Raw genomic sequence first — 16,750 nt, forward strand, 5'->3', positions numbered from 1 at the left:
CCTCAGCCCGGCCGGGCCTCGCGTCCCCGGCCAGGGCCCCTCAACCTCGGCCGGGGTCGACTTGTCAGGCGTCGCGCTTGCTGGCGGCCGCCAGGGCGATGATCAGCAGACCGATGCCCCAGGCGGCGAAGTACGCCAGCGCCCACCACGGCGACAGCGCGGTCGACGCGCCGGCCGCCTCCGCTCCGGCCAGGCCCATGTCCTGCTCGCCGTTGAGGAACTGGTTCGCGTTGGTGAACGGCGTCCACTTCTGCAGGTCGTCGCCGATCTTCGGGATCAGCGGCAGCAGGCTCTCCACCAGCAGCGGCCACAGGATCAGGATCGCGATCGCACCGGCGCTCTGCCGGATCAGGATGCCGACCGCGATCGCGAAGATCGCGGACAGCGCGTAGACGAACGCCTGGCCGAACATCAGCCGCCACTCGGCGTTGGTGTTGATCGCCATGTCGGCGCTCGGCGCCAGCAGGTTGCCGACGGCCCAGGAGCCCCAGGAGGCGGCCAGGCCGACGACCGCGGCCAGCGTGGCCACGACGACGGTCTTGTTCAGCAGCAGGGCCGCACGCTGCGGGACGGCCTGGAAGCTGGTCCGGATGGTGCCGAACCGGTACTCGGTGGTGACCGCGAGCGCGGCCATCACCATGATGACCATCTGCCCGAGGCCGACGCCGAACTGCGTCATCGCCGGCGTCACCCGGGCCTCGTCCGGGCCGGTCGCGAACCCGGTCGCCAGCGCGGCCAGGCCGATGGACAGGACGGCCGCGATGATCATGCACCACCACGGCGACCGGGTGGAGAAGAGCTTGATCCGCTCGACGGTGATCAGCGACATGTCAGTTGTCCTCCTTCGGACCAGAGACGACCTCGACGTTCGACGGCGCATCGAGGCGGACGTCGCCGACGTGGGCGAGCTCGTCGTGTGCGTGGTACTGGACCGAGTCGCCGGTCATCTGCATGAACGCCTGCTCCAGCGAGCCGCGCTGCAGGGTCAGCTCGTGCAGGACGATGCCGTGCGCGGCGGCCGCCTCACCGATCTGGTCGGTGGTCAGGTCGCCCTCGACGAACAGCGCCTTGCCCTGCTTGTCGACGTCCTCGATCCGGGTGACGAGCTGCTGCTGGTTGAGGACGCCGGCCAGCTGGTCCAGCTGCGGGCTGCGGACCTTGATCGTGGTGCCGCTGGCGCGGTCGACGAACTCCTGCGTGGAGCTCTGCGCGATCAGCTTGCCGCGGCCGATGACGATCAGTTCCTCGGCGGTCTGCGCCATCTCGGACAGCAGGTGGCTGGAGACCAGCACGGTCCTGCCCTCGGAGGCCAGCCGGTGCATGAAGTTCCGGATCCAGAGGATGCCCTCGGGGTCGAGGCCGTTGACCGGCTCGTCGAAGAGCAGGACCTCCGGGTCGCCGAGCAGGGCGCCGGCGATGCCGAGCCGCTGCGACATGCCCAGCGAGTAGGCACCGGCGCGCTTGTTCGCGACCGAGGTCAGGCCGACCATCTCCAGCGCCTTGTCCACACTCGACTTCGGCAGCTTGTTTGAGGCGGCCATCCAGGCCAGGTGGGCCCGGGCGGACCGGTTCGGGTGCACCCACTTCGCGTCCAGCAGCGCCCCGATCTTGGTCAGCGGCTGGTGCAGGTCGCGGTAGCGCTGGCCGTCGATCCGGACGTCGCCGGAGGTCGGGGTGTCCAGGCCGAGGATCATCCGCATGGTGGTGGACTTGCCGGCCCCGTTCGGGCCGAGGAAGCCGGTCACCTTGCCCGGTTTCACCTCGAAAGACAGGTTGTCAACGGCAACGGTTGCGCCGTATCGCTTGGTGAGGCCCTGTGCCTCGATCATCGCCGTACTCCTCGTTCGGTGGCGCGCTGGTCGGTCGTCGGACGGTCAGTGTCGCATTCAGTATCGAGGTCTGACCGGGCCAGAACATCGGCCCCGGGGCGGATCCGGTGTGTCCACCCGTGGGTTGATTCTGCCGCCCGGCCGGGCCGCGCAGCCATCGGTTAAAGCCCTGACCACCACCCCGACGATCCCTTATCCACCCCACCGGCCACATCAGCCGAAAGTCGACGCCCGGCGGTACTTCGGGATATCACCGGCCGACGTCCACCTGAGGTTTATCGCGAAATCACCAAGCGTCAATCCAGCGGTACGCCGTAAAGCACCAGGTTGTGGCTGTAACGGTGCGCCGCGCGGTCGTACGAACCGGTGCAGGTCACCAACGCCAGCCGGGGTCTCGCGGCACCGCGGAAGAGATCGGCCGGCAGTGCGCTCTGCCGGTAGGTCCGGCGAGCCACGATGCGGTACCAGTGCACGTCGCCGTCCCCCGACTTCACCGAGACCCTGGCCCCGACCGGCACCTTCGACAGCGCGGCGAACACCCCGCGCCCGCGGGCCGAGTCCACGTGGCCGGCCAGCAGCACCGTGCCGCCGGCCGAACCCGGCGCCGCGCCGGCCGCCCACCAGCCGACGTCGGCGGTCGACTTCGGCACCTGCAGGTGACCGTCCCGGGCGGTCGCGACCGGCATCACCGGCGCCTCCAGGTACCCGGGCAGGGTCAGCCGGACCGGCGGAATCGCCGCCTCCCGGTCCGATACCGCCGCTCCCGCCTCCGGCACCTGTCCGCCGTCACCAGGTCCGCCGAACACCATGACCAGCGCGGCGACGACCGCCGCGGCCCCGACCAGGCGTCGCCGTACCCGGACCTGCTTGCCGACGAGCAGGAGCAGTACGCCGATGCCGAGCAAGGCCAGCGCGGTCCGTGAACGGGTTCGCTCGGCGTCGGCGACCTGGCCGCCCTCGCCGGTGGACACGATCGGGGAACCGGTCTCGGCACGGCAGGAGCCGGACACCATCCGCAAATGCATCTCGACGACCGGCTGGGCGCCCCGAGCCACTGACTTGACGGTCTGGTCGGTCCCCTTCGCCAGCTCTTCCTCGATCAACTTCAGGAGCGCCTCGTGCTCCTGCCGCTGGAACGCCAGCCAGGCGGCGTCGTACCCGGAGGTCCCGGCCTTGGCGGCGAGGGCGTCCAGCCTCTCCCGCTGCGCCAGTGACGGGATGGTGACCAGCCCGACTCCGAGCTGGGTGGCAGCCTCGAGCTCCTGGGCGGCCAGCTTGCGATGGTCCCGTTCCATCACGGCGCCGGCGCGCCGTACGCACGCGGTCCGGCCCTTGGTCTTGGCCACCTCTCCGGCCTGGATGATCGTCAGGTTCGCCTGGTGGGCCGCGTTCAGGTAGCCGACGTCCGGCTGCGTCGGCGTCGCGCCGGCCGGCTGGACCACCGCCAGCATCCCCGCGACCACGATCAGCAGGAGCGCGGAGATCCGGGCAGTCCTCGCCCGCCAGGAAGGAACCGAGCCTCTGTCCTGTCGCCGGGGCACCGTCACCTCCCTGCCGCTCGGACGCCGGCCCACGAGCGTCCTCCGTCGTACGACGACAGTAGATGGGCGTCCTGTCCGGGTCCAGCCATCGGCGAGCCGCCCGAGGACGCGGAACGGCCCGCCGGAAGACCGGCGGGCCGTTGCGCTGCTTGCCCGGATCAGGCGGCGGCGTTCACCTCGGCCGGGGTGTCGGCGATGACCGACTCCCGGCGCTTGGAGACGATCACGGCCGCGACCAGGATCGCGACCGCCACGAGGGCGATGCCGATCCGCAGCGGGGTGTTGGTGTCCTCGCCGATCGCCGACATGCCGACGACGGCCGGGGCGATCAGCACCGAGACCAGGTTCATCACCTTGATCAGCGGGTTGATGGCCGGCCCGGCGGTGTCCTTGAACGGGTCACCGACGGTGTCACCGATGACGGTGGCCTCGTGCGCGGGCGAACCCTTGCCGCCGTGGTTACCGTCCTCGACCAGCTTCTTGGCGTTGTCCCAGGCACCACCGGAGTTGGCCAGGAAGACCGCCATCAGGGTGCCGGACGCGATCGCACCGGCCAGGTAACCGGCCAGCGCCGAGGCACCGAGGCCGAAGCCGACGGCGATCGGCGCCAGGATCGCGAGCAGCCCCGGGGTGGCCAGCTCACGCAGCGAGTCGCGGGTGCAGATGTCCACGACCTTGCCGTACTCCGGCTTGCCGGTGCCCTCCATGATCCCGGGGATGTCGCGGAACTGGCGACGGACCTCGTAGACGACCGCACCGGCGGCCCGGCCGACGGCGTTGATCGCGAGACCGGAGAACATGAACACCACGGCGGCACCGATGATGATGCCGACCAGGGTGGACGGGTCGAACACCAGTGCGTCCGCGTTGAACGCCGCGTCGCCCGCGTCGTTCAGCACCGCGTAGATCGAGTCCGTGTAGGAGCCGAACAGCGCGGTCGCGGCGAGCACGGCGGTCGCGATCGCGATGCCCTTGGTGATCGCCTTGGTGGTGTTGCCGACGGCGTCCAGCTCGGTCAGGATCTGGGCCGCCTCGCCGTCCACGTCACCGGACATCTCGGCGATGCCCTGGGCGTTGTCGGAGACCGGGCCGAAGGTGTCCATCGCGACGATGACGCCGACGGTGGTGAGCAGACCACAACCGGCCAGTGCGATCGCGAACAGTGCGACGACACCCGAGCCGCCGACCAGGAAGGCGCCGTACACGGCGGCCGCGATCACCAGCGCGGTGTACACGGCCGACTCGAAACCGACCGAGATACCGGACAGGATGACGGTCGCCGCTCCGGTCAGCGAGGTCTTGCCGACGTCCTTGACCGGCTTGTCCTCGGTGCCGGTGAAGTAGCCGGTCAGCGCCAGGATGACCGCGGCCAGCACGATGCCGATGAGCACCGAGACGGTCGCGATCAGCCGCGGGTCGCCGTCGTGGGCGGCGATCGCGTCGGTCGCACCGGTCAGTTCGCCGAAGCTGCTCGGCAGGTAGACGAACGCGGCCACGGCGCAGAGAACCGCGGAGATGATCGCCGAGATGTAGAACGCCCGGTTGATCGTCCGCAGACCGTTCTCGCCGGTGCGCGGGCGGGTCAGGAAGACCCCGATGACGGCGGTGACCGCACCGATGGCCGGCACGATCAGCGGGAAGATCAGGCCCTGCTCGCCGAAGGCGGCCTTGCCCAGGATCAGCGATGCCACCAGCATCACGGCGTACGACTCGAACAGGTCGGCCGCCATACCGGCGCAGTCTCCCACGTTGTCACCGACGTTGTCGGCGATGGTGGCCGCGTTGCGCGGGTCGTCCTCGGGGATGTTCTGCTCGACCTTGCCGACCAGGTCGGCACCGACATCGGCGGCCTTGGTGAAGATACCGCCGCCGACACGCATGAACATGGCGAGCATGGCGGCACCGAAACCGAAGCCCTCGAGCACGGTCGGGGCGTCACCCTTGAACAGCAGGACGACGAGCGCGGCGCCGAACAGGCCGAAGCCCACCGTCGCCATACCGACGGTGCCGCCGGTCCGGAACGCGACCCGCATCGCCGGGTCGCGGCCTTCGTCCCGGGCCGCCGCGGCGACCCGGACGTTGGCGCGCGTCGCGAGCCACATGCCCAGGTAGCCGATCAGGGCGGAGAAACCCGCACCGACCAGGAAGAAGACGGACCGGAAGATCTTCAGCGTGGTCTCGTTGCCGCCGTCACTGTGCGCAGGCAGCAGGAACAGCAACAGGAACGCGACCACGGCGAAGACCGACAGGGTGCGGAACTGCCGGTTCAGGTACGCCGATGCGCCTTCCTGGACCGCCGCGGCGATCGTCTTCATGTTCTCGGTGCCATCGTTCGCGGCAAGCACCTGGCCCCGGAAGACCATCGCAATGGCGACCGCGAGGAGCGCGATCACTCCGACGACGATCACCAGGGTGGTGTTGCTCGACGAAAGATCCACCGCTTGTGCAAGCAGCGCGGACATCCGTCCTCCTTGTAGGCAACCCTCCCGGGTCTGACGGCCCCCGTTTGCCGCAACCGAAGGGTTGGGGAAATACGACACAGCGCCGTGACTGGCGCGGTGGGTCACTCTAACGGGTATCCGACCAGACCTGACGAGTGGGTGGTCTACGCCATACCTTCGGTGTCAATCAAGAGGTTCACTCTTCGTAGTACCAGGGATACCTTTCGCGTGGATCAGATCGCTGAGGCGACGTCCGGATGGATGTCGAAGACCTTGGTCAGGCCGGTGATCCGGAAGATCTTCAGCAGCCGTTCCTGGGTGCAGACCAGGGACAGCGATCCGTCGTGGGTGCGCACCCGTTTCAGTCCGCCGACGAGAACGCCGAGGCCGGTGGAGTCCAGGAACTCCACGCGTTCCAGGTCGATCACCAGGTGGTGGACACCGTCGTCGACGAGCGCGGCGATCTTCTCGCGGAGCTTCGGTGCGGTGTAGACGTCGATCTCCCCCGCCACCTCGATGACGGTCCGCCCGCCCTCGGCGCGCGCGTTGAGCGACAGATCCACTTCGGCCTCCGATCCCGTGAACTGCTGCATTCAACCATGTACGGACCGTGAGTAGGGCCGTCTCCGAAAACTCTTTCATCTCGCGACACCTCGCGTCGACGTCCACCCCCAAAATGCCGCGTGCATCCGGCGCGTGCAGGTGACCCGTGCACCAGGACTGCTGCTGTCCGTGGCCGGCACTAGGCTCGCCGTATGCGTGCGGGTGGTGAGGCGGCGGCGGTGCTGAAGCGCCTTGCCGTCGGCCGTGACGACCGGCTGACCCACGTCGAGTCCGTGCCGTCGCGGCCCGGACGGACGTGCGACTGGCCGCGGTGGGTGCCGGCCGAGGTCCTCGGTCAGCTGGCGGACGCCGGGATCACCGCGCCCTGGACGCACCAGGCCGCCACCGCCGAGGCGGCGTACGCCGGGAAGCACGTAGTGGTCGCGACCGGAACGGCGTCGGGCAAGTCACTCGGGTACCTGCTGCCCGCGTTCGCCACGTTGAGCATCGCCCAGGCCGCCTCACCGCATCGCCGGACGGCCTCTGTTCTGTACTTGTCGCCGACGAAGGCCTTGGCGCACGACCAGCTCCGGGCAGTCTCGTCGTACACGGTGCCCGGCTTGCGAGCGGCCACGCTGGACGGCGACTCGGAACGCACCGAACGCGACTGGGCCCGCGACCACGCGACGTACGTGCTCAGCAACCCGGACATGCTGCACCGTTCGGTCCTGCCGAACCACCAGCGCTGGGCGCGCTTCCTCGGCTGCCTGCAGTACGTCGTGGTCGACGAGTGCCACCACTATCGCGGGGTCTTCGGTGCCCATGTGGCCGGCGTACTGCGGCGGCTCCGGCGGATCTGCGCGCAGTACGGCGCTCATCCGGTTTTCGTCTGCGCATCGGCGACAGTCGCCGAGCCGGCGGTGTCCGGTGAGCGGCTGACCGGCCTGCCGATGGTGGAGGTCGTGGACGACGGCTCGCCGCGTGGCGGTATCTCGTTCGGTCTGTGGGAGCCGCCGATGACCTCCCTGCGCGGCGAGAACGGCGCTCCGGTACGCCGCTCGGCCACTGCCGAGGTGGCCGACCTGCTGACCGACCTCGTGGTCACCGGGGTCAGGACGGTGGCGTTCGTCCGGTCGAGGCGCGGGGCCGAGTCGGTCGCCATGACAGCGCGGGAGAACCTCATCGAGCTCGACCCCGGGCTGGCCGACCAGGTGTCGGCGTACCGGGCCGGCTACCTGCCGGAGGAACGCCGTCGCCTCGAGGGCATGCTGCAGAGCGGTGGACTCACCGGTGTCGCCGCCACGAACGCTCTCGAGCTGGGCATCGACATCGCCGGGCTGGACGCCGTACTGCTGTCCGGCTGGCCAGGGACGCGCGCATCGCTCTGGCAGCAGGCCGGACGCGCCGGCCGCGCCGGCGGTGACGCGCTCGCCCTCCTGGTCGCCCGCGACGATCCACTCGACACCTATCTGGTGCGGCATCCGGTGGCGATCTTCGGACGTCCGGTCGAGGCGACGGTGTTCGACCCGGAGAACCCGTACGTGCTCGGCCCCCAACTCTGCGCCGCCGCCCAGGAGCTGCCGCTGACCGCCGCGGACCACGAGATCTTCGGCAGTACGACGCCCGCCGTGATCGCCCAACTGGTCCGCCAGGGCCTGCTGCGGGAGCGGCCGCACGGCTGGTTCTGGACCCGGCGCGAGCGGGCGGTGGACGCGATCGACATCCGCTCGGCCGGCGGCAAGACGGTGCAGATCGTCGAGGACCAGACCGGTCGCCTGCTCGGCACGGTCGACGGCGGCTCGGCCCACTCGTCGGTGCACGAGGGCGCGGTCTACGTGCACGCCGGTGAGTCCTACCTGGTCAAGACCCTCGACCTCGAGGGGTACGCCGCCGTCGTCGAGCCGGCCGCACCGGACTACACCACCTTCGCCCGGGACGTGACCGAGATCAGCATCCTGGCGACCGAGGAGACCTGCACCTGGGGTACGGCGGAGCTGTCCCGCGGCTGGGTCCAGGTGACGAGCCAGGTGATCTCGTTCCAGCGGAAGCTGATCGCGACCGGCGACGTACTCGACGAACAGCCGCTCGACCTGCCCGAACGCACCCTGCGGACCAAGGCGGTCTGGTGGAGCGTGCCCGACTCGTGCGTGGCCACCCTCGGCCTGGACGACGTACCAGGGGCGGCCCACGCGGCCGAGCACGCGTCGATCGGGCTGCTCCCGCTGTTCGCCACCTGCGACCGCTGGGACATCGGCGGCGTCTCCACCGCCCGGCACGCCGACACCGGCTGCCTCACGGTCTTCGTGTACGACGGCCATCCGGGCGGCGCCGGATTCGCCGAGCACGGGTACGCCGCGGCGCGCGAGTGGTTGACCGCGACACGTGCGGCGATTGCACACTGTGAGTGCGCGGACGGGTGCCCGTCCTGCGTACAGTCGCCGAAATGTGGGAACCAGAACACCCCACTCGACAAGAGCGGCGCGGTCGCGCTGCTCACCGCATTGCTCAGCAGTGAGGCCTGAACAGCCAGCCGCGGCTGGCAGAGAGGCAGCCCGTGATGGCCGTTCTCGGAATCGTCCTCATCATCCTTGCCGTCCTGTTCGGTCTCGGAGTCGTCGCGACGTCGACCCTGTCGACCACGATGGAGGTCTTCGGCGTCGACTTCGGCGTGTCGGTCGCGACCGTGTTCGTCCTCGGCGGGCTGGCCGGCGCGACACTGATCCTCGGCCTGTGGCTGACGAAGAAGGGACTCGGCCGCGGCTACCGCCGCCGCAAGGAGATCCGCGAGCTCCGCGCCCAGGCAGAGACCACGGAGACCACCGAGGACACCAAGACCGCCGCAGTCACCGAGAGTGACGTCGACCGCGACGCCGCTCCCGAGCTCAGCACCGACCGAGACCAGCCGCCGGCGGACGACCACCTGGCCACCGAGCGGCCCACCGCCGACGGCTCCACCGAGACCAAACAGCCGCACTGAGACTCTGTTGCCGACGGCATCGAACAACGCCCGGAGCTACCGGATCTCCACAGATTGCCGTAAGGTTTCGATCGGCGCACAGCCACCGCTCGGCCGCGGCACGGCGATCCTGCGGCCCGATTTCGATGCCCTGCGCAACGATTTCATGCTGGCAGTTAGTTGCCATTGGCATCAAGTTTCCCAGTTCAGCCATAACCACCCGGCAGCCTCCTGTGCCTTACTGGTTGTGGCGTCAACGTAGCGTTGAGTCACCATCGGCCGTCCGGGCCATACCGCCTCCTCACGGGGGACCGACCCGCAGCTCACCCTGAGCGCACAGGGTGTCGCCGCGGTACCGGAGCCGGAGCCGGGCGGACTCGCGCGATCGGGGTCCCGACGACCTGACGCCGCGAGATGGTACGACCTCTGGAGGTTGTCTTGATCATCCGTAAGTTGTTGAGCCGTACCGGCGTGACGGTTCTCGCCGTCAGCGTCGCGCTGGCCACCGCCGTACCGGCGCAGGCCGCGAACCCGGAGCCGGCCCCATCGGCATCTCCGGGGGTCGAGGTCGGCGTGGCGAAACAGATCGCCACCCGCTCCGACACGCGGTACTGCCTCACCTTCGTCGCGGCCGCCAAGGTCCCGATGGCGGTCATGATGGCCTGCGCCCCGGGCAAGGAGGGCAAGACCCAGGAGTGGATCTACACCGACTCCGGCCAGCTGCAGGTGGCGATGAGCAAGAGCGTCGGTGGCGCCCTTGCCTCGACCGGCGCCTGCCTGGACAGCGGGGCGGATCTGGCCAAGGTTCCGGCCGACGCGCCGCTGCTGGTGCTGCCCTGCCGTGACGGCGACGGGCAAAAGTGGAGCTACGACGAGAGCGCCGGCACGTTCGTGAACGCCGCCAGTGGTCTCGCCCTGACGTCCTTGCTCGGCCAGGGGAAAGCCAAGCAGGCACAGCCGACCGGCAGCATGTCCGCGTCGGGCTCACCGGTCCAGGGCTGGAGCGCGCTGCCGCTCCCGGGTCTGGACATCCTGGGTGCGGTGCTGGCACTCGTGAACGCGCTGCTGGCTTCCCTGGGCCTGGCCCTGCCACTGCCGATCGCGAACGCCGCATCCAGTCTGCTCGAGCTGGTGCGGCCGAAGACGCCGATCCCGGCTCAGATGTCGGTGCTGCCGAAGCAGATGATGCAGCTGGCTCAGCGCTGATCCGCGAGGAGGATTCTCAGCCACACAGAGGACAGCCGGCCCCGACGTCGTCGGGGCCGGCTGTCGTTCTCACTCCTTCGGATCGACACCTCCTTCAGTTGTGGTCTGGTGATGATGCGGTCCGGAACCGGTGCTCGGGTTCGGCCTGTGGATCCCCGCTGCTTGCGCGTCAGCGGGAGCCTCGGGTCGTGGTCACCGTCCGCCCGTCTCGTCTGCGTCCGTCACCAGTCGGCCGGGCCTGTCACCACCAGCAGTGATGGTGGCAGTGCCAGAGCAGGTCCTCGAGAAGGCAAGCCAGTCCGTGCAACAGCATGTCTTTCACCTCCGATCCACTGAACCGATCGGCAAGGACGCTACAGGTTGTTGTTACTTTGTGTATCTAGTCAGCTACCTGTTGCCATAGAACCTTGAGGACTCTTTAACCCTTCCGCAACGCACGCCGCGAGCGCGCGATTTGACGTGGGCCCCGCATCCCCGATAACCGGCCGTCACCCGCCGTACGCCGGGCCGAAAGGTTGCCGGCGGCATCCGGGCAATGATTGACAACGTTTTCTCCGGCGTCTGGTAAAAGTCTTCACATCGTCGCGGACGAGTGTCACTGTTTGACCGGCACTTCGCAGCACCGAACCTCGCAAGGAGACCCCCTGATGCGATCACTGAGGCCCTACTCCCCGGCCGTCCTGGGCGCCGCGGCTCTCGCCCTGCTCACCGGTTGCCTCGGCTCGTCCGAGTCCGGCAGCGGCGACCAGGACGCCAACCGCAACGCCGACGCCACCAAGGTCGAGCTCACCATCGGCTCGAACTCGGTCAAGGGCGGCAAGAACAGCGCCGGCGCGACGTTCGTGCAGGACGTGCTGATCCCGAAGTTCGTCGCCGAGCAGAAGGGCAAGGGCGTCGACGTCACGGTCAGGTTCCAGGGAGACGGCTCCGACGACGAGGTCTACAAGCAGAAGCTGTCGCTCGACCTGTCCAACAAGTCCGGCCCGGACCTGTTCAACATCGACGGCATCTGGGTCGGCGAGTTCGCCCAGGCCGGCTACATCAAGCCGCTCACCGACACCGTCGGCGACGCCGCCAAGGTGGACGACTGGGACGGCTGGAAGCAGATCCCGGAGGCGGTCCAGCAGCTCGGCAGTTTCGAGGGCAAGCGGTACGGCGTCCCCGGCGGCACCGACGGCCGGGTGCTCTACTTCAACAAGAAGCTCTTCCAGCAGGCCGGACTGCCCGCCGACTGGCAGCCGAAGTCGTGGGACGAGATCATCGCGGCCGGCGAGGCGCTGAAGAAGCTCCCCGGGGTCACGCCGATCCAGCTCAACGCCGGTACGGCGATGGGCGAGGCGACCACGATGCAAGGCGTGCTGCCGCTGCTGGTCGGCACCGGCACCGGCATCAACCCCGACGGCAAGTGGCTGGGCGACACCCCGAAGCTGCGCCAGGTGCTCGACTTCTACCGGAAGATCTACACCACCGGTCTCGGTGACCCGGTGCTGCAGCGCGAGGCCAAGGGCCGGGACAAGTCCTTCGCCCAGTTCGCCGCGAACAAGATCGGCATCCTGCTCGAGGGCGACTACTTCTGGCGCAGCGTGGTCGAGCCGAAGGAGGGCGTGGCCAAGATGGCCGACCGCGACACCGCCGTGGGCTACGCGCTGGTCCCGGCCGCCCTGCCGGGCGCCGGCGTCGACGGCCAGGACTTCGTCTCGATGTCCGGCGGCGGCGCGACCGCGATCAACCCGAACACCAAGTTCCCGCAGCAGGCCTGGGAGCTGCTCCAGTTCATGAACTCGGCCGAGATGGTGAAGGCGTCCCTGGACGGCGCGGCCAAGATCACCCAGCGCAACGACGTCAACGCCGAGGTGCTGGCCGGCGACCCGATGCTGAACTTCGTCGCCACCAGGGTGCTGCCGATCACGCAGTACCGGCCCGGCCTGGCGGAATACCCGAAGATCTCGGCCGCGCTGCAGCAGGCGACCGCGGACGTGGTCGGCGGCAAGACGACCGAGGCCGCGGCGATGGCGTACCAGAAGGCGGTCGAGGCGGCGGCCGGCGGCAAGGACAAGGTCGCCGGCAACTGATGACGTCGGCTTCCGCACCTGTACCGGTCGAACCGGTCCAGGATCGCGGTCCGGCCGGGCCGGGAGGCTCGGCCGGACCAGGACCGGAGCGGCGCGGTCCGGCCGTCGACGTCGCGGGGCTCGGCGTCGGCCGGGCCCTCGGCTTCGTCGCGCCGGCCCTGCTGCTGATCGGCGCGTTCCTGGTCTTCCCGGCGATCTGGACGATCTACATCGGCATCACCAACTACCGGCTGACCGGTGTCGAGGCGGTGGCGCCGTCGATCGTCGGCCTGTCGAACTACACCAAGGCCCTCGACGACGCGCTCTTCCACAACGCGCTCTGGCTGACGCTGCTGTTCGTCCTCGGCTCCGCGATCATCGGCCAGAACATCCTCGGCTTCACGCTGGCCTGGGTGATGCGGCGTACGCGGCCCGCCGTCCGCCGGACCGTCGAGGCCTTCGTGCTGCTGGCCTGGATCCTGCCGTCGACGGTGGTCGCCTACCTGTGGGTGGCCTTCTTCGACCGTGACGGCGGCACCCTCAACGGCATCCTCGGTACGCCGGGGACCGCGTGGCTGATCGACTACCCGATGGCGTGCCTGGTGATCTTCAACACCTGGCGCGGTACGGCGTTCTCGATGATGCTCTACTCCTCCGCGCTGCAGGCGGTCCCGCCGTCCCAGCTGGAGTCGGCGCGGATGGTGGGAGCGTCGGGCTGGCAGACGTTGCGGGACGTGGTGTTCCCGCACATCCGCGGCCACGTGCTCACCAACACGCTGCTGATCTCGCTGTGGACCGCGAACGACTTCTCGCCGTTCCTGCTCACCAAGGGCGGGCCGAACCACGAGTCCGAGACGGTGCCGGTCTACATCTACAACGTCGCGCTGCAGGGCGGTGAGCTCGGCTACTCCTCGGCGATCTCGTTCCTGCTGCTGATCGCGAACCTGCTGGTCTCGCTGATCTACCTGCGGCTGCTGAGGAGGCGCTCGTGACCACGTTCGTGGTGCGCCGGATCGGCTTCTACGTCCTGATCTGCGCGATCACACTGTTCTTCGCCGTACCGATGCTGTGGATCGCGTCGGCGCCGTTCGACGCCTCGCCCGGGCTCGGTGTGCACTGGCCGGACTGGACGTTCGAGAACGTTCGCAAGACGCTCGAGCACCCGTACGCGATGCGCTCGATGGTGAACTCGCTCGTCATCTGCGTGACCACCGCGGTCGCCGTGACCGCGTTCGCCGCGTTGGCGTCGTACGCGTTGTCGCGGGTGCGGATCCCCGGCCGGGACGCGTTGCTGTACGGACTGCTGCTGCTGTCGTCGGTCGTCACCGGGACCGCGGCGATGGTGCCGATCTTCGTGATGATGTTCCAGCTCGGCCTGATCGACTCCCGGTTCGGGGTCGCGCTCGTGATGACCGGCGGGCTGTTGCCAGCGGCAATCTTCATTCTGAAGGACTTCGTCGACGCGGTGCCGAAGTCGTACGAGGAGTCCGCGCGGGTCTTCGGCGCGTCCACCGGCCAGATCCTGCGGGACGTCGTCCTGCCGGTGGCGCGGCCCGGCCTGGCCACCATCATGGTCTGGGCGTTCGTCAACTCCTGGGGCAACTTCCTGGTGCCCTTCCTGCTCATCCGGTCGATCGAGCTGCAGCCCGGTGCGGTGCTCATGCAGACCCTCACCGACGAGGGCGGCAGCGTGAACCTGCAGGTGCTGCCGGTGTTCTCGCTGCTGTTCTCGATCCCGGTCGTCGTGCTGTACCTGCTGGTGAACTCGCGGTACGGGTTCCGCTTCCATGGAGGGATCAAGAGCTGATGGCGGGCATCGACATCGAGGGCCTCGCGACCGTCTACCCGAACGGCGTCCGCGCCGTCGACGGGCTGGACCTGCACGTCGAGGACGGCGAGTTCTTCGCCCTGCTCGGCCCGTCCGGGTGCGGCAAGACCACCCTGCTGCGGACGATCGCGGGCCTCGAACAGGCCACCGAGGGCACGGTCCGGATCGACGCGACGGACGTGACACGGACCGAGCCGGGCAAGCGCGGCGTGGCGATGGTCTTCCAGGACTACGCCCTGTTCCCGCACATGAACGTGTCCGAGAACATCACCTACCCGCTCAAGGTACGACGGGTCGCCGCGTCGACTCGCGCGGAGACGGCGGAGCGGACTGCTGGTGAGCTGTCGCTGCAGGGTCTGCTGGAACGCAAGCCCGGGCAACTGTCGGGCGGTCAGCAGCAGCGGGTCGCGCTGGCGCGGGCCATCGCGTCCCAGGGCAAGGTGCTGCTGCTGGACGAGCCGCTGTCGAACCTGGACGCCCGGCTGCGGCTCGAGGCGCGGACGTTCCTGAAGAAACTGCAGCGGGACCTGGGAATCACCACGGTGTTCGTCACCCACGACCAGGCCGAGGCGCTGGCGCTCGCGGACCGGATCGCGGTGATGGAATCCGGCAAGCTCCGGCAACTCGGCTCACCACGGGAGGTCTTCGCCCGGCCCAGCAACACCTTCGTGGCGAACTTCATCGGCTCCACCCCGATGAACCTGCTCCCCGGCACCGTCGCAGCCACGGCCACCCCGACCCCGGCAACCACCCACGCCTCCGCCGGCTCCGCCTCCGCCTCCGGCGGGACAGCCGGGGTTGCGGGGGGCAACGGATCGCGTCCGGACTCGGGGCCCGCCGGCACGGTCTCGATCGCCGGGGGTTCGTTGCCCGCAGCAACCTATTCGGCACCCGCGGGGGCGGAGGTGACGGTCGGCATCCGCCCCGAGTACCTGACCCTCGCCATCGGTGACGTCACCGGCCCGGCGCTGCGCGGCCAGGTCGTGGTGGCCGAGAACCTCGGCACCCAGTCCCTGGTGAGCGTCGACTGCGACGGCTCCTTGATCGGGGTGACGGTTCCGGAGGAGCAAGAACCAGAGCCCGGCGCCACCGTCGTACTGACCGCACCGGCATCACGGGTGCTCTTGTACGACCGGGAGTCCGGCGAACTGCTCGCCCGGCAGCCGGCCACGCTCGCCTGATGGCACTCACGTCGTACCGCCGTCGCTGGACGCTCGACGACCGCGCCGAGTCCATCTGGCACTCGCTGCCCGTCGACATCCCGGTGGACTGCCCCGGTCTGCTTGTCACGCTGACCGTCCCCGACATCGAGAGAACGGTCATCGACATCGGCTGCGAGGGCGCCGGCGGCTGGCGAGGATGGTCCGGCGGAGCACGGCGTACGTTCGCCATCACTCCGGCCGCGGCGACCCCGGGATACCTGCCCGGCGACCTCGAGCCGGGCACGTGGTGGGTGGTCATCGGGTTGCACCGTCTCCCCGTGGAGGGTGTCGAACTCGTCGTCGAGGCGGTGACCGGTTCGGTCTCCGTGGTGCCTGGTCTCGCGGAGTACGCCGACGCGACCGCGGCAATCGCCGTACCTCCTCGGCCTCCGCGTCGTACGCTGCCCGCTGCTCCTGGACTGAAGTGGGTGGCCGGCGACTTCCACGCGCACTCGCTCCACTCCGACGGCTCCACGCCGATCGCCAACCTCGCGGCTCTCGGTGTGGCGGCCGGTCTCGACGTCCTGGCGGTCACCGACCACAACACGATCGCCCACCACGCCGAGCTGCCGGCGCTCGGGAAGACCTTCGGCATCGGGCTGGTCCCGGGCCAGGAGGTGACGACCGACTCCGGCCACGCGAACGCGTTCGGCGACATCGGCGTGATCGACTTCCGCCGTCCGGCCGCCACCTGGGTCTCCGAGGTCGCCCGCCGTGGCGGACTGCTCTCGATCAACCACCCACTCGGCGGCGACGACTCCTGGCGTCAACCACTCCCCGAGCACCCACCACTCGCCGAGGTCTGGCACTCCAGCTGGCTCGACCATCGCTGGGGCGGCCCCATCGCCTGGTGGCAGGCCTGGGGCCTGACCGACACGACCCCCATCGGCGGCAGCGACTGGCACAACCACACCTCCCTCACCCCACCCGGCACTCCCACCACCTGGGTAGCCGTTGACGCCTCCGCCGAAGGCCCCGACGAACTACCCACCGCCGTTCTCGAGGGCCTCGCCGCCGGCCGAACCGCCATCTCCACCTCCTACACGGCCCCCGTCGTGGTCCGCACCGGCGAACACCTGGTAGCCCTCGACGCCCCCAACACCCTCGTCGTCAGCCCCGACGGCACCCGCCGCCCCATCCGCACCGCCCATAC

General features: G+C 69.3%; 13 protein-coding genes. 8 read left to right on the forward strand and 5 right to left on the reverse strand.

What is annotated here, in order from left to right; all coding sequences use genetic code 11:
• Nucleotides 1–64 precede the first annotated feature (64 nt).
• The 5 genes from E1218_RS05270 to E1218_RS05290 all read right to left on the reverse strand — a co-directional run bounded on the left by E1218_RS05270 (nt 65) and on the right by E1218_RS05290 (nt 6,404).
• On the reverse strand, nt 65–829 hold the full coding sequence (locus tag E1218_RS05270) for a hypothetical protein (RefSeq protein ID WP_132316802.1): 765 nt from the start codon (nt 827–829) through the stop codon (nt 65–67).
• Nucleotide 830: 1 nt separating this feature from the next.
• Complete coding sequence (locus E1218_RS05275; RefSeq protein ID WP_132316804.1) at nt 831–1,829, reverse strand: ABC transporter ATP-binding protein; 999 nt, start codon at nt 1,827–1,829, stop codon at nt 831–833.
• Between the two features lie 296 nt (nt 1,830–2,125).
• Nucleotides 2,126–3,370 (reverse strand): DUF4142 domain-containing protein, encoded by a 1,245-nt coding sequence (locus E1218_RS05280; protein WP_132316806.1) that lies wholly within the window; start codon nt 3,368–3,370, stop codon nt 2,126–2,128.
• 158 nt (nt 3,371–3,528) lie between these two features.
• Nucleotides 3,529–5,832, reverse strand: a complete 2,304-nt coding sequence (locus E1218_RS05285) for a sodium-translocating pyrophosphatase (RefSeq protein WP_132316808.1) — start codon at nt 5,830–5,832, stop codon at nt 3,529–3,531.
• 212 nt (nt 5,833–6,044) lie between these two features.
• Nucleotides 6,045–6,404: an anti-sigma factor antagonist gene (locus tag E1218_RS05290; protein ID WP_433164956.1), complete on the reverse strand. Its 360-nt coding sequence runs from the start codon at nt 6,402–6,404 to the stop codon at nt 6,045–6,047.
• A gap of 162 nt (nt 6,405–6,566) precedes the next feature.
• Between E1218_RS05290 and E1218_RS05295 the strand changes: the two genes are divergently transcribed.
• From E1218_RS05295 to E1218_RS05330, 8 genes are all read left to right on the forward strand, one after another.
• A complete protein-coding gene (locus E1218_RS05295; protein ID WP_165949130.1) occupies nt 6,567–8,876 on the forward strand; it encodes a DEAD/DEAH box helicase in 2,310 nt (769 codons plus the stop codon).
• A gap of 35 nt (nt 8,877–8,911) precedes the next feature.
• A complete protein-coding gene (locus tag E1218_RS05300; RefSeq protein ID WP_132316810.1) occupies nt 8,912–9,331 on the forward strand; it encodes a hypothetical protein in 420 nt (139 codons plus the stop codon).
• 417 nt (nt 9,332–9,748) lie between these two features.
• Complete coding sequence (locus tag E1218_RS05305; RefSeq protein ID WP_165949131.1) at nt 9,749–10,516, forward strand: ricin-type beta-trefoil lectin domain protein; 768 nt, start codon at nt 9,749–9,751, stop codon at nt 10,514–10,516.
• A 647-nt stretch (nt 10,517–11,163) separates the two neighbouring features.
• Nucleotides 11,164–12,588, forward strand: coding sequence for an extracellular solute-binding protein (locus E1218_RS05310; RefSeq protein ID WP_132316814.1), 1,425 nt, complete (start codon nt 11,164–11,166; stop codon nt 12,586–12,588).
• Nucleotides 12,588–13,559 carry a carbohydrate ABC transporter permease gene (locus tag E1218_RS05315; RefSeq protein ID WP_233712016.1) on the forward strand — a complete coding sequence of 324 codons (972 nt, stop codon included), beginning with the start codon at nt 12,588–12,590 and terminating at the stop codon, nt 13,557–13,559. The genes E1218_RS05310 and E1218_RS05315 overlap by 1 nt, the downstream gene beginning before the upstream one ends.
• A complete protein-coding gene (locus E1218_RS05320) occupies nt 13,556–14,374 on the forward strand; it encodes a carbohydrate ABC transporter permease (RefSeq protein ID WP_132316816.1) in 819 nt (272 codons plus the stop codon). Before E1218_RS05315 ends, E1218_RS05320 begins: the two co-directional genes overlap by 4 nt.
• Nucleotides 14,374–15,576 (forward strand): ABC transporter ATP-binding protein, encoded by a 1,203-nt coding sequence (locus E1218_RS05325; protein ID WP_132316818.1) that lies wholly within the window; start codon nt 14,374–14,376, stop codon nt 15,574–15,576. The genes E1218_RS05320 and E1218_RS05325 overlap by 1 nt, the downstream gene beginning before the upstream one ends.
• The coding region (locus tag E1218_RS05330) for a CehA/McbA family metallohydrolase (protein WP_132316820.1) at nt 15,576–16,750 on the forward strand (1,175 nt) is incomplete at its 3' end. The genes E1218_RS05325 and E1218_RS05330, both read left to right, overlap by 1 nt.

The sequence above is a fragment of the Kribbella turkmenica genome, from assembly GCF_004348725.1.
Taxonomy (GTDB): domain Bacteria; phylum Actinomycetota; class Actinomycetes; order Propionibacteriales; family Kribbellaceae; genus Kribbella; species Kribbella turkmenica.

Excerpts from the sequence above, each read along its gene's own strand:
- E1218_RS05270 (WP_132316802.1), bottom strand. The coding sequence starts at position 829 with ATGTCGCTGATCACCGTCGAGCGGATCAAGCTCTTCTCCACCCGGTCG.
- E1218_RS05275 (WP_132316804.1), bottom strand. The coding sequence starts at position 1,829 with ATGATCGAGGCACAGGGCCTCACCAAGCGATACGGCGCAACCGTTGCC.
- E1218_RS05285 (WP_132316808.1), bottom strand. The coding sequence starts at position 5,832 with ATGTCCGCGCTGCTTGCACAAGCGGTGGATCTTTCGTCGAGCAACACC.
- E1218_RS05290 (WP_433164956.1), bottom strand. The coding sequence starts at position 6,404 with ATGCAGCAGTTCACGGGATCGGAGGCCGAAGTGGATCTGTCGCTCAAC.
- E1218_RS05295 (WP_165949130.1), top strand. The coding sequence starts at position 6,567 with ATGCGTGCGGGTGGTGAGGCGGCGGCGGTGCTGAAGCGCCTTGCCGTC.
- E1218_RS05300 (WP_132316810.1), top strand. The coding sequence starts at position 8,912 with ATGGCCGTTCTCGGAATCGTCCTCATCATCCTTGCCGTCCTGTTCGGT.
- E1218_RS05310 (WP_132316814.1), top strand. The coding sequence starts at position 11,164 with ATGCGATCACTGAGGCCCTACTCCCCGGCCGTCCTGGGCGCCGCGGCT.
- E1218_RS05315 (WP_233712016.1), top strand. The coding sequence starts at position 12,588 with ATGACGTCGGCTTCCGCACCTGTACCGGTCGAACCGGTCCAGGATCGC.
- E1218_RS05325 (WP_132316818.1), top strand. The coding sequence starts at position 14,374 with ATGGCGGGCATCGACATCGAGGGCCTCGCGACCGTCTACCCGAACGGC.